This is a genomic window from Mesorhizobium sp. USDA 4413 (assembly GCF_056280365.1).
Genome location: NZ_JBVPRP010000001.1, coordinates 462600 through 475542 on the forward strand (window position 1 = coordinate 462600; position 12943 = coordinate 475542).

13 protein-coding genes are annotated in these 12943 nt (G+C 65.1%); 9 read left to right on the forward strand and 4 right to left on the reverse strand.

Annotated elements, in window-relative coordinates; genetic code table 11:
• The first annotated feature begins 47 nt into the window (after nt 1–47).
• From ACVMIM_RS02315 to ACVMIM_RS02345, 7 genes are all read left to right on the forward strand, one after another.
• Nucleotides 48–656 (forward strand): TetR/AcrR family transcriptional regulator, encoded by a 609-nt coding sequence (locus ACVMIM_RS02315; protein WP_476110147.1) that lies wholly within the window; start codon nt 48–50, stop codon nt 654–656.
• 44 nt (nt 657–700) lie between these two features.
• Nucleotides 701–1291 carry a hypothetical protein gene (locus tag ACVMIM_RS02320; protein ID WP_476110149.1) on the forward strand — a complete coding sequence of 197 codons (591 nt, stop codon included), beginning with the start codon at nt 701–703 and terminating at the stop codon, nt 1289–1291.
• Between the two features lie 103 nt (nt 1292–1394).
• Nucleotides 1395–3467 carry a 3-hydroxyacyl-CoA dehydrogenase NAD-binding domain-containing protein gene (locus ACVMIM_RS02325; RefSeq protein WP_476110151.1) on the forward strand — a complete coding sequence of 691 codons (2073 nt, stop codon included), beginning with the start codon at nt 1395–1397 and terminating at the stop codon, nt 3465–3467.
• 331 nt (nt 3468–3798) lie between these two features.
• A complete protein-coding gene (locus tag ACVMIM_RS02330; protein WP_476110152.1) occupies nt 3799–4824 on the forward strand; it encodes a BMP family protein in 1026 nt (341 codons plus the stop codon).
• A gap of 172 nt (nt 4825–4996) precedes the next feature.
• Nucleotides 4997–6517, forward strand: a complete 1521-nt coding sequence (locus tag ACVMIM_RS02335; protein ID WP_476110154.1) for an ABC transporter ATP-binding protein — start codon at nt 4997–4999, stop codon at nt 6515–6517.
• Nucleotides 6517–7572 (forward strand): ABC transporter permease, encoded by a 1056-nt coding sequence (locus tag ACVMIM_RS02340; RefSeq protein WP_476110155.1) that lies wholly within the window; start codon nt 6517–6519, stop codon nt 7570–7572. Before ACVMIM_RS02335 ends, ACVMIM_RS02340 begins: the two co-directional genes overlap by 1 nt.
• Entirely contained in the window at nt 7569–8513 is a 945-nt protein-coding gene (locus ACVMIM_RS02345) for an ABC transporter permease (protein ID WP_476110156.1), read from the forward strand. The genes ACVMIM_RS02340 and ACVMIM_RS02345 overlap by 4 nt, the downstream gene beginning before the upstream one ends.
• A gap of 215 nt (nt 8514–8728) precedes the next feature.
• Here the strand turns inward: ACVMIM_RS02345 and ACVMIM_RS02350 are convergent, their stop codons facing one another.
• Both ACVMIM_RS02350 and ACVMIM_RS02355 read right to left on the reverse strand, forming a co-directional pair.
• Nucleotides 8729–9496 carry an SDR family NAD(P)-dependent oxidoreductase gene (locus ACVMIM_RS02350; protein WP_476110158.1) on the reverse strand — a complete coding sequence of 256 codons (768 nt, stop codon included), beginning with the start codon at nt 9494–9496 and terminating at the stop codon, nt 8729–8731.
• Between the two features lie 35 nt (nt 9497–9531).
• Complete coding sequence (locus ACVMIM_RS02355; protein ID WP_476110159.1) at nt 9532–10101, reverse strand: hypothetical protein; 570 nt, start codon at nt 10099–10101, stop codon at nt 9532–9534.
• A 250-nt stretch (nt 10102–10351) separates the two neighbouring features.
• On the opposite strand from ACVMIM_RS02355, the gene ACVMIM_RS02360 reads away from it, so the two are divergent.
• Nucleotides 10352–10501 carry a hypothetical protein gene (locus ACVMIM_RS02360; RefSeq protein WP_476110161.1) on the forward strand — a complete coding sequence of 50 codons (150 nt, stop codon included), beginning with the start codon at nt 10352–10354 and terminating at the stop codon, nt 10499–10501.
• 151 nt (nt 10502–10652) lie between these two features.
• Nucleotides 10653–11591 (forward strand): LLM class flavin-dependent oxidoreductase, encoded by a 939-nt coding sequence (locus ACVMIM_RS02365; protein ID WP_476110163.1) that lies wholly within the window; start codon nt 10653–10655, stop codon nt 11589–11591.
• A gap of 19 nt (nt 11592–11610) precedes the next feature.
• Here the strand turns inward: ACVMIM_RS02365 and ACVMIM_RS02370 are convergent, their stop codons facing one another.
• Together ACVMIM_RS02370 and ACVMIM_RS02375 are read right to left on the reverse strand one after the other, a co-directional pair.
• The gene (locus ACVMIM_RS02370; protein ID WP_476110165.1) at nt 11611–12519 is read right to left on the reverse strand and encodes a sigma-70 family RNA polymerase sigma factor; all 909 of its coding nucleotides are present in this window, start codon (nt 12517–12519) and stop codon (nt 11611–11613) included.
• Nucleotides 12516–12842: an antibiotic biosynthesis monooxygenase family protein gene (locus tag ACVMIM_RS02375; RefSeq protein ID WP_278049997.1), complete on the reverse strand. Its 327-nt coding sequence runs from the start codon at nt 12840–12842 to the stop codon at nt 12516–12518. The genes ACVMIM_RS02370 and ACVMIM_RS02375 overlap by 4 nt, the downstream gene beginning before the upstream one ends.
• Nucleotides 12843–12943: the final 101 nt, after the last annotated feature.

The following is a 12943-nucleotide window of genomic DNA, read 5'->3' on the forward strand; positions in this document are numbered from 1 at the left end:
ACCATACATACGTACCGGTCAGTAACATTGTCAAGCGAGTTGTTTGCATGTCATCGGACAATAAAATTGAAGCGTCGTTGAGCGCCGCGCCCGCCCCCAAAGCGGCGGACAAGATCCTGGACGTGGCGCGCGACCTTTTTTATCGCGAGGGCATCCGGGCGATCGGCGTCGACGAGATCGTCAAGCGCGCCGGCGTCACCAAGCCGAGTCTCTACCGCAGCTTCCCGTCCAAGGACGAGCTTGCCGCCTCCTATCTGCGCAAATACGACCGTGAATTCTGGGAACGCTTCGACGAGGCCGTCGATGCGCATCCCGGCGATCCGCGCGCGCAGATCATCGCTTTCCTGACCCGCGTCGGCAAACGCACGCAAAGGCCTGACTATCGCGGCTGCGGCATGACCAACGCGGCGGTGGAATATCCCGAGCGCGGCCATCCCGCACGGGTGGTGAGCGAAAACAACAAGCAGGAATTGCGCCGGCGCCTGCGCGCCATGGCGGCGGCGATGGGCGCCGCCGATTCCGACACGCTGGGCGATGGCCTGCTGCTGCTGATCGAGGGCGCGTATATCAGCGGCCAGCTTTTCGGTCTGGGCGGCCCGGCGGCGGCGGTTGCCCGTAACGCCGACCTCTTGATCGAAGCCAGCTTGAAGAAATAGCAATTGAAGCTACGCTTCCGGCAACCTGAACGGAGTTGCCAACGATGCGTGCTCTCGTCATCCCCCTTGCCCTCGCCGGTTTCTGCCAGGCGGCCCAGGCCGGCGACATCTCCAGCGCCTACACCGATCTCGACTGGAAGAAGGATTGCGTGACCTATGCGCAGGCCGCGGAAGGCGACGGCGACTGGGCGAGCCTCGTCTGCTCCGGCTATCGCGGCTACCCGGTGCTGATCGGCTACGACGACGCACGCGAATCCGTCTATTATGGCTTTCCGTCCGACGACATGACCGCGGTCTGGGAGAGCTTCACCGCCTTCAACGGCTCCGGCCCGAAGGTGGAATGGCACATCGAGACCAATGGCGATGTCGCCATTCCGTTCGCCGCCATCCATCGCCGCTCGGTCAGCAACCCGGAAGACGAGAAGAAATCGATCGAGGTGCTGGTCGTCGCCAAGGTGGCGCAGCCGGAAGAGCACCAAGGCTGCACGATCGGCCTGGTTTTAGCCACGGGCAACGCGCAGGCCAATGACCTGGCGCGCAAGCTTGCCGACGAGAAGGCGAAAACCTTCGCCTGCGGCAAGGACAAGCGCGAAGTGATCGGCGACGTTCCGCCCTTCGGTCGCGTGGACAACTGACCGCTCCCGGTCAACCATTGGGCCAGGGCCGGATCGGGTTTCCCATTGGCCGGCGGGCCTAGTAAACCCTTCAGCGGTTGCAGCCGTTCTCGGGAGGTTACGCTTGTCCAGTTCTGTCAGCGTCGCGAACGAGAACGGCGTGGTGGTGGTCACCATCGACAACCCGCCGGTCAATGCGCTGAGCTTTCATGTCCGCAAGCCGCTTTATGACGCGCTTGCCGCGCTGCGCGACGATCCTGCCGCGAGAGCGATTGTCATCGCCTGCGCCGGGCGCACCTTTGTCGCCGGCGCCGACATCACCGAATTCGGCAAGCCGATCGCGCAGCCGGAACTGCGCGCCATCGTCGCTTTACTAGAAACCATCGCCAAGCCGACCGTCGCCGCCATCCACGGCACGGCGCTGGGCGGCGGGCTGGAGCTGTCGCTCGGCTGCCATTTTCGCGTCGCGGATGCCGGTGCAAAACTCGGCCTGCCGGAAGTGAAGCTAGGCCTTCTGCCGGGCGGCGGCGGCACGGTACGTTTGCCGCGCTTGGTCGGCGCCCTGAAGGCGCTCGGCATGATCGTTTCCGGAACGCCGATTTCGGCCGGCGACGCAAAGACGGCCGGTCTTGCCGATGCGGTTGTTGACGGTAATCTATTGGAGAAGGCCGTTCGTTTCGCCCGCGAAATGGCTGATCGGGGTGGCCCGTTCGTGCCGGTGCGTGACCCCGATGACCGCCTGGCCGAGATCGATCTTGTCGCTTTCGAAGCCCAAGCCGCCGGTCTGGCCAAAAAAGCCCGCGGGCTGGAAGCCCCGCTTGCTTGCGCGGAGGCCGTGCGCAACGCGATCACCTTGCCTTTCGACGAGGCGCTTGCCGCCGAGCGGCTACTCTTCCAGAAACTCGTTTCCGGCGACCAGTCGCGCGCGCAGCGGCACCTGTTCTTCGCCGAGCGCGAGGCGGCGAAGGTGCCCGGCAACGACCTGCAGAAGCGCCGGATCGAACGCGTCGGCATCATCGGCGCCGGCACGATGGGCGGCGGCATCGCCATGGCCTTCGCCAATGGCAGCCTCCCTGTGACTTTGCTCGAGACCAGCGAGGAGGCGCTGCGGCGCGGCCTGGCGACCATCGAGAAGAACTATGCCGTCTCGGTCAGCCGGGGCTCGTTGACGGAAGAGGCGAAGCAGCAGCGGCTCGGCCTGTTCAAGGGCAGCACCGACTATGCCGACCTCGCCGATTGCGATTTGATCGTCGAGGCCGTGTTCGAGGACATGGCGGTGAAGAAGGAGGTGTTCGGCAGGCTCGATGCAATCGCCAAAGCCGGCGCGATCCTCGCCACCAACACCTCCTATCTCGATGTGAATGAAATCGCCGCCTCGACCTCGCGTCCAGGTGACGTGCTCGGCATGCATTTCTTTTCGCCGGCAAATGTCATGAAACTCCTTGAGATCGTTCGCGCCGAAAAGACGGCGCCCGAGGTGCTGGCGACGGTGACCGATCTCGCCCGGCGCATCGGCAAGGTGGCGGTCGTCGTCGGCGTCTGCCACGGCTTCGTCGGCAACCGCATGCTGGCCGCGCGAGGTTCAGAAAACGAGTTCCTCCTGCTGGAAGGCGCGACGCCGAGCCAGGTGGACAAGGCATTCACCGATTTCGGCTGGCCGATGGGACCGTTCCAAATGGGCGACCTTGCCGGACTCGACATCGGCTGGCGCAACCGCAAGGCGCGCGGCCAGACGGCGGTGATTGCCGATACGTTGTGCGAGCAGGGCCATTTCGGCCAGAAGACCGGGCGCGGCTGGTATCGTTACGAGAGCGGCTCGCGTGAGCCGGTTGCCGATCCGGAGGTCGAGGCGCTGATCCGGGCGAAGGCGGAGAAACTCGGGATCGCCCGGCGCGAGATCGGCGCCGACGAGATCATCGAGCGCACGCTCTATCCGCTGGTCAACGAAGGCGCGAAGATTCTCGAGGAAGGCATCGCCGCGCGCGCGTCCGACATCGATGTCATCTGGGTCAACGGCTACGGCTTCCCGATCGGCAAGGGCGGGCCGATGTTCTGGGCAGCGCTTGAGGGCGGGCCCAGGATCGTCGAGCGGCTGGAGCATTGGCACCGGCAAACGGGACGGCCGATCTTCGAGCCGGCGCCGGCGTTGAGGCGGTTTGCCGAGACGGGATCGTGGGAGGGTGCCGGCGCCCGGTAATTTCGTCATTCCAGGGCGAAGCGAAGCGGAGACCCTGGAATCCATGCCGTTTCGTCAAACGAAGAATACAACGGTGCAGAGCAAGCGTTGGCACAGCCGTCGATCGTTCTGCACCGTCGCGGCTCTCGAATGTCACGGCATGGATTCTATGGTCTGCGCGCGTCGCTTCGCTCCTTGCTCCGCCATAGAATGACGAAGATAAGGATCGCCCATCCGTCGTCGCCACCAAATTTGACCATGTGGACAAATCTCAGGCGCCGTTCCATAGTTCTGGGCGTCTGACATTTGGAACGGCCGGCTCGACACGGCTGTCGAACAGAGGGGCACTTCAATGGAAAACCAACATAGCAAAACACAACGCGCCGGCCTGTCGCGGCGCAACGTGCTGGAACTCGGCGCGCTTGGCCTCGCGGCCACCGTGCTGCCTGGCGCGGCCGTCGCCAAGGACAAGAAGCTGAAGGTGGCGGCGATCTTCGCCACGCCGATCGAGGAGCCGTGGGACAACCAGATCCATGTTGCCCTGCAGAAGGCCGAGAAGGAATTGGGCATCGAATACAAATGGTCGGAAAAGGTGCAGACCGCCGACTTCAGCCGCGTGATGCGCGAATATGCTCAAGGGGGCTATCAGTTGGTGCTGGGCGACGCCTTCGCCGCCGAGCGCGAATCGCGCCGCACGGCCAAGCAGTTCCCGAAGACCGCGTGGCTGTTCGGCTCCGGCGCCGGGCCGGCCGAACCCAATTTCGGCGTCTTCGACAACTGGATCCACGAGCCCGCCTATCTCTCTGGCATGATCGCCGGCAAGATGTCGAAGTCCGGCACGATCGGCGCCGTCGCAGCGATGGGCATCCCGGAAGTGAACCGGCTGGTCAACGCTTTCTTTGCCGGCGCCAAGGAGGTCAACCCGAACGTCAAGAAGAAGGTCGCCTTCATCGGCTCCTTCTTCGATCCGCCCAAGGCCAAGGAAGCGGCCGTGGCGCAGATCGATGCCGGCGTCGACGTCATCTATGCCGAGCGCTTCGGCGTCATCGAGGCGGCGGTCGAGAAGAAGATCTACGCCATCTCCAACATGTCCGACCAGTCGAGCCTCGGCCCTGATACGGTCATTACCGGGCCGGTTTGGGACATGTATCCGACGGTCGAGCAGGCGATCAAGCTGGTCAAGGCCGGCGTCTTCACCGCGCAGGACTATGGCGATTTCTCGCGTATGGCCAAGGGCGGCTCCTATCTCGCGCCCTACCATAAATTCGACAAGACGCTGCCGGCGGACGTCAAGGACCTGGTCGAGAAGAAGAAGGCCGAGATCCTGGAAGGCAATTTCCGCGTCGACGTCGACGAGAACACGCCGGTTTCGGATTGACCTTTACCCTCCCCCTTGTGGGGAGGGTCGATCCGCGAAGCGGAGCGGGGTGGAGGCCTTAGACGCCGCACCCCCGCCCCGTCTCACAATCTCCGCTTCGCTGCGATCGTGAGCCGAGCCTCCCCACAAGGGGGAGGGTAAAGAATCGCGCCATTCTCACTGGGATTCACCCTTGTCCGCCCCACTTATCGAAATGCGCGGCATCACCAAGAGCTTCGGCGCCGTCAAGGCGAACGAGGGTGTCGATCTCAGCGTCGCGCCCGGCGAAATCCTCGGCCTTTTGGGCGAGAACGGCGCCGGCAAGACGACGCTGATGAACGTGCTGTTCGGCGCCTATGCGCCGGATGCCGGCGAGATCCTGGTCGAGGGCAGGCCGGTCGCCATCCACAATTCGGCCGACGCGCTCGCCGCCGGCATCGGCATGGTGCACCAGCATTTTCACCTCGCGCCGCGCCTCACGGTGCTGGAGAACCTCTTGATCGGCATTCCCGGCAAATCCGGCCGCATCGACCGTGCGCGCGGGCTTGCCCGGCTCACCGAAATCAGCCGGCAGTACGGGTTGAGCCTCGATCCGAACCTGCCGGTGTCGGCCCTGTCGGTCGGCGAACAGCAGCGGCTGGAGATCATCAAGGCGCTGTTTCGCGGCGCGAAGCTTTTGATCCTCGACGAGCCGACGGCGGTGCTGGCGCCGAGCGAAGTCGACGGCCTGTTCGCTGCCTTGCGCTCGATGGCGGCGCAAGGGCTCGGCATCATCTTCATCTCGCACAAGCTGAACGAAGTCAGGGCGCTTACCCATCGCTGCGTCGTGCTGCGCCGCGGCAAGGTCGCCGGCCGCGTCGACCATCCTGCGGAAACCACCTCGGCGGAAATGGCAAGACTGATGTGCGGCCATGAGATCGTGCCGCCGGTCAAGGAGGCTTCGACGCCCGGCGCTTCCGTGCTGACGCTCGACGGCATTTCCACCACCGGCCATGCCGGCACGCCGCTGCGCGAGGTTTCGCTGTTCGTCCGCGCGGGCGAGATCCTCGGCATCGCCGGCGTCTCCGGCAACGGCCAACGGGCGCTGGCCGATGTAATTTCCGGCATGCTGGCGCCCAAGACCGGCACGATGACGATAGCCGGCAAAAAGGTTGCGCAATTCTCGCCGCGCGAGCTGCAGGCGCTGGGCCTCGGCCGCATCCCGGAAGACCGGATGACGACCGGCCTGGTCACCAACCTGCCTTTGGCCGATTCCATGGTGCTGCCGCGCATCGGCACCGAGGCCTTCAGCCGCAAGGGCTTGCTCAACCCGGCAGCGATCCGCGCTTTCGCCGAAGCGCAGATCGAAGCCTATGACATTCGCTGCCCCGGCCCGATGGTGCGCGCCGGCGCGCTCTCCGGCGGCAATCTGCAAAAGGCGCTGCTGGCGCGCGAGCTCGCCTTCGATCCCAAGGTGCTGATCGTCTCGCAGCCGACGCGCGGCCTCGACATCGGCGCCGCCCGCTTCATCCACGAAAAATTCCTGGGCATGCGCGCCAAGGGCTGCGGCATCATCGTCATAGGCGAGGACCTTGAGGAATTGCTGATGCTCTCGGATCGCATTGCGGTGATGTATGAGGGCCGCATCGCCGGCACGCTTCCCAGCGCGGACGCCACTGTCGCTAGGCTCGGCCTGATGATGACCGGCGCCGGGCACACCGGGGAGGCGGCCTGATGTTTCGCCTCGAAGCCCGCACGTCGACGCCCGCCTGGTTCAACCTGGCCCTCCCGCTCATCGCGATCGCCGCCACCCTGGTGCTCTGCAGTGGACTGATCGCCGTAGCCGGCGCCGGCGTCGTCGAAGCCTATGGTGTCATGCTATCCGCCTCGCTCGGCGACAGCTATGCCATCACCGAGACGTTGGTGCGCGCCGCCCCGATGATCTTCACCGGCCTGGCGGTGGCGATCGCCTTCCGCGCCAAGTTCTGGAACATCGGCGCCGAGGGCCAGCTGCTCGCCGGCGCGGTGGCGAGCTGCTTCGTCGGCGCGATCCCGATGCCGGGCTACCTCGCCATGCTGTTGATGGCGCTGGTGGGCGCGGCTGCAGGAGCGCTCGTCGCGCTGGTTCCGGCGACATTGCGCGTCAAATTCAAGGTCGACGACGTGGTCAGTTCGCTGCTGCTCAACTCGGTCATCTATTACGCGCTGATGGCGCTGATCGAAGGGCCGTGGAAGGACACCTTCTCCGGCTACCCGATCTCGCCGCCGATCGAGGATTCCGCCAATTTCCCGGTGCTGATCGAAGGCACAAGGCTGCATCTCGGCGTCGTCGTGGCGCTGATCGCGGCGCCGCTCTGCTGGTTCCTGATCGCGCGCACCACACTCGGCTTCCGCATCCGCGTCACCGGCGAGAATCCGGAAGCCGCCCGCTATGGTGGCATCAACGTGCAGCGCGTGCTCATCTCCACCGCGCTGCTCTCCGGCGCGCTGGCGGGCTTGGCCGGCGTCGGCGAGGTCGGCGGCGTGCACTTCCAGGTGATGAGCGACATCTCGCCGGGCTACGGCTATTCCGGCATCGTCGTCGCGATGCTTGCCAGGCTCAACCCGCTCGGTGTGGTGCCGGCGGCGATCTTCCTGGCCGCCGTCATGACCGGTGCCGAAGCGATGTCGCGCGCCACCGGCGTGCCCGCTTTCCTGAGCGACGTCATCCAGGGCACGGCGCTGCTTGCCATGCTGGTGGCGCTGCTCTTCACAGCCTACCGCATCCGCCGCGTAGGAGCCTCTGCATGAGCGCGGTGTTCGAACAGATCTTTCAGGTCGGCTTCCTCGCCGCCATCATCCGCATTGCCACACCGCTCGCCGTCGCCACGCTGGGGGAAATGTTTTCCGAGCGGGCCGGCGTGCTCAATCTCGGCATCGAAGGCATCATGCTGTTGTCGGCGATGGCCGGGTTCACCGCAGCGAGCTTGAGCGGCAGCCTATGGCTGGGCGTGCTGGTGGCGGTGCTGGTCGGAGCCCTCATGGGCGCGCTGCATGCGCTGTTCACCGTGGCGCTGGGCCTCAGCCAGCATGTCTGCGGCATCGGCGTGACCTTGTTCTGCTCGGGTCTCGCTTATTTCCTCTACCGGCTGATCTTCGGCCAGCAATCGGTGCCGCCGAGCATCGGCGGCTTCAAGCCCGTGCCGATCCCGCTGCTCGCCGACATTCCGATCCTGGGGCCGGCCGTGTTCAACCAGTTCACGCTGGTCTATCTGGCCATCATCGCCGTCCCGCTCGCCGCCTTCGTGCTCTACCGCACGCCATGGGGGCTCTCGGTGCGCATGGTCGGCGAGAACCCGCGCGCTGCCGATTCCGCCGGCGTCAGTGTCATCGCCACGCGCTTCCAGGCAGTGATCCTCGGCGGAGCGCTGATGGGGCTCGCCGGCGCCTTCCTCACCATGGCGCAGTTCAACGCCTTCACCTTCGGCGTCGTCTCCGGGCGCGGCTGGGTGGCGATCGCCCTGGTCGTGTTCGGCCGCTGGGACCCCTGGCGTTCGGCGGGCGCCGCGCTGCTCTTCGCCTTCGTCGACGCGCTGCAGCTCAGGATGCAGGCGAGCGGCCTCGGCCACATCCCCTACGAAGCGTTCCTGATGCTGCCCTTCATCTTCACCATCGTCGCCATGGCCTTCATGTCGCGCAACGCGGTCGCGCCCTCGGCGCTGCTGAAGCCGTTTAGAAGGGAAGAGCGGTAGTGCCCGTTCCTCTCCCTCCGGAGGGGGGAGAGAGGTGGCGCTGCGAAGCAGCGACGGAGTGGGGGAACCACCTGGCAACCGCCGCCGACGGACATCGAAGGGGGCCGCGGCGCGAGAATCTCCCTGCGCCGCGTCAAGGGGCGACCCCCCACTCCGTCGAGCTGCGCTCGACACCTCTCCCCCGATCGACGGGGGAGAGGAAAGGGCGCCAGGCCTCAAATCGCCGTGAACGCGTTGTCGACGAACAGATGCGCGCCATTGACGAAGCTCGATTCGTCGCTGGCCAGGAACAGGGCGGCCTTCGCCACTTCCTCCGGCTCGCCGATGCGGCCCTGCTGCGCGGCCATCGCAGCGTCCGAGACGTCCACGCCGAGCTTGCCGAGATCGGCCACCTCGCGCAGTCCGTGCGGCGTGCGGATGAAGCCCGGGCAGACAGCATTGCAGCGGATGTTGCGGTCGCGGAACTCCACCGCAATGGCGCGCGCGAACATGTGGCAGGCGCCCTTGGTGGTGTCATAGAGCACTTCGTTCGGCGTCGCAGCCACGGCCGAGATCGAGGAGGTGCAGACGATCGAGCCGCCGCCGGCGGCAATCATGCCGGGCAGCACCGCGCGCGTCATCAGGAACATCGAACGGACGTTGACGGCATGCAGCCAGTCCCACTCCTGCAAGGTCGTATCCAGGAACGGCTTGATGACGATCGTGCCGGCATGGTTGAACAGCACCGTGACCGGGCCGAGCTTTGCGGTGGCCGCCTTCACCGCCGCCTCGACCTGCGCCTCGTCCGAGACATCGGCCACGAAATGCTCCGCTATATGGCCCCGCGCCCGGATCGCCTCGGCGGTCTTGCCGGCCGCTTCGCCATTGCGGTCGATGATCGCCACCTTGGCGCCTTCGGCGGCAAACAATTCCGAAGCCGCCCCGCCCATGCCCGTCGCGCCGCCCGAAATGATGGCGACCTTGCCCGCCAGCCTTCCACCCATGTTGCTCTCCGCCCTATTCCTGACGATGTGGGATGTTAGTCGGCTTCGACAACGCGGCAAGCTCGAAAGCCAAAGACCCTACTCATTTTCGCCGCCCGCAGGGCTTGCGTCAGGCGGTCGCTCAAGAAAAAAATTCGGATCAACGGCGGACTCACCCACAGATCGGGCCCGTCGAACACCGATGGACTGACAGCAACCTCATCGTCATGCATCTTCATGCTTTTGTCGCCAAGCACCCTTACCAGCGGAGAATGCTCGGGCAGGAAAGTATCTTTCCGCTCACCGATGTTGAGACAAAAATATTCTCCCTCCACCGGCGTGTGGCGATCATGCTGGAAGAGCTTGATCGGATAGAGAGAGGAATGGCCGAGATCGAAGCGCCGCAGCACGTCGGCGCAGGCCGCCGAAACCACCACTGCGCCCGCAGCAAGCACGAGATCCGCCTGTTTCTTTTCTTTCTTGTCCGGATACTCGGCGAAAATCTGCTTCGGGAAATGCTCGGCCGACATCCGTTCGCCTGCCTCGTTCAACTCGGCCATCTGGCCCAGGTTCATTCCCGTCGGCAACGGATCGGCGGTAAACCCTTTGATGCGTGACGAGTCCATGAAGGCCCTGCTGGCCCAAACCCTTGCATTCTGAGACTTCAGCATATGCAGCGGTAACCCCCCAAGTTCCAGCGCAGGCAACTTCGTCTTAAAGCGGACCAAGCCGAAAGGCAAAGAAGCCCGTAACCTGAGGTACTGAAAAACCCGTCCGGCCCCACTTCGTAGAACATCGTTCCAAAAATCGCCGAAAAATAGCACTCGACAAAGTCTACTATCTTTATAGATTAATGGTCGCGACGGAGGATCGACCATGTCCTGCATTCAGAACGCCCAACGCAAAGGTCAGAGGCTTTCCGCCGACCAGAGCTGGAGGCCCGCCTATGGCGGCACGTTCGCCTACCTCGTCTTTGCGCTTGCCTTCGTATTCACGGCTGCCGTCGTTTTCGGGATCATCCCCTGACCGGATCGGGGGCCAGGGGTCCCGCCGTCCAAAAATCCGAGTTGAGTAATTGGAGCTGAAGACCGGCCACGGGTCGGCGGCTGTCGCGCGCCGGCGAGATGGATCTATTCGGGCTCGGAGCGGGGCGCCCAACGTGATGGAGGAGATGGCAATGCCGATCGAGTTCACGCATGTTCCAGGCAAGCCTGCCAATGGCAGCTTCTTCTATGATTTCGCCGAAACCGCGACCAAATTGTCGCTGATCGAGGACGCCGGTTTCCGCAAGCTGGTGGTGGACGATCCGGCCGGCCTGCTCACCAATATGGACATCGCCGCGCAGACGCTCGACCGCACGGGCTCGCTCGAGGTGGTGCTGACGCATTGGGCCGGCGTGATAGAGCCGATCGAAGCGGCAAGGCAGCTCGCGGCGCTCGACCGTCGGGGCGGCGGCCGCCTCTCGCTTCGCATGCTGAGCGAGCCGCTGGAAGACAGCGATGGCGAGGCGCGGCCGGTCGCCCACGGCGTGGTCTGGCAGCGCATCGACGAATATCTGGTGCTGTTGAAGCGCTTGTGGTCGAACGACACGCCCTTCGACCATGAAGGCGCCTTCTACAGCGTCCGGGGCGGCTTCGTGCCGCGCAAGGGCCCGCATGGCGCCGATCTGGCCATTCGGCTCGGCGGCCAGTCGGGCACCGCGCTGAAGGTCGCCGGCCGGCACGCCGATGTCTTCGAGCTGGCCGCCGGCTCACCCGGCGAGGTGAGGCAACTGATGGAGCGCGCGCGCCGCGCCGCCGCCGAGCACGGCCGCGCCGGCAGGCTGCGCTTCGCGCTGCCGGTACGCATACATCCGGACGGCTGGACCGGCGCCCCGGATCACAAGGCTGTCGAGATCGCCGGGCCGCCGGCGCGGCTCGCTCTGACGCTTTTGCCTTATGCAGCGCTCGGCATCGAGGAGTTCATGATCGGAGGCATCGACTGCCCGGGCGAGATCGCCCGTATCGGGCGCGAGACGATTGCGCTGGTCGCGAATTCGCTGGCGCGCCGCGAGGCCGAGATTCCGCGGCCGGGAATGCTTGCGTCCCGGCCCTTCTCTGATATCCACCCTTGCTGACACCGATTAAGCCCTACGGCTAGGATGAGTAATCCAGGCCGTCCATCACGTAATCCGCGAACAGGAAGTCGCGGATGCCGGCGATCCGGCCGTTCTCCCAATCGATGAGGATGAAATAGCGCGGCGGCCCGTCCGGACGTTCGGGGCTGGTGACCAGGATGGCGGGCCGGCCTTCGACAAGTCCGGTCTTGAAATGCCAATGCGTTTCGTCGGCATAGCGGCCGAAATAATTGCCGACATATTCCTTGCCGTCGGCGCGCAAGCGGTTGACCAGCTCCAGCTTGACGTCCTCGGCCAGCAGGCCGCGCAAGGCATCGAAGTCCCGGGCGTTGAAGGCGGCCACATAGTCGCCGAGGCGGTGCATGTCCTGCCGGTCGAGCGCCGGGCGGGGCGGCGCCATGCTGGGTGCGGCCGCCAGCTTGCGCAGGTTCTCGCGACCCCGCTGCAGCGCGCCCTTGATCGCCGTGTCGGAGGTTTCGAGGATTTCGCCGATCTCCTCCAGGCTGTTTCCGAGCACGTCCTTCAGCACGACCGCGCACCGTTGCGCCGGCGGCAATTGCATCAGCTCGGCCAGGCTCGCCTCGGCGGCGATGCGCGCATCCAGCGCCGAATTCTCGTCGGCGATCGTATCGATCTCGACCTCGCTTTCGCGCCCCCGCAGGCGGGTCCGCTTGCGCAGGAAATCCAGCGCCGCATTGTGCGCGATGCGGAACAGCCAGGGTTCGGTCTTGTCGGGCATGTCGCCATTCCTGATCGCCAAGAAGCCTTTGGCCAAGGCTTCCTGCAGGATGTCTTCGCCATCGATGACCGATCCGACCATCCGCGACGCGTAGCGGTGCAGCTTGGCCCTCAGGCCGGCGGCCTCGCGCTCGAAGGCGCGAAGCCTGGTTTCGGTGGCCGCAATCGACTGATCCTGCGAACCGGTCACGCGTCCCCCTGGCTCTCTACGCCGCCCGTATGGGAATAGGTGGTGTGGCCCATCATGCTCTCGCCGGCGGCCAGCTCGACGACGCTCTTCATGTAATCGGCGAAGCGGGGATCGCTGCGGAAGGCCGCGATATCCTCCGCCGAACGCCATTGCGAGATGTTGGCGACCTTGCTGCCGTCGCCGCCGACGATCACGGACGACGACAGCGAGCCCGGCTGCTTGCTGAAGAAGTTCCTCGTTCCCTCGGCGAGCGTCTCGGCAAGTGCCTGCTGCTTGCCCGGCTTGGCGGTGAAGACGTTGATCAAGGTCACTGTGGTCGACATGGCTTGGCTCCGTTTGTCCTGATGGCGGAGGCCGTCGCGGCTCTCGCACCCGTTACGACCCTCAAGACGAAGCCGGAACCGAAAACGGAACGGTGCATGCA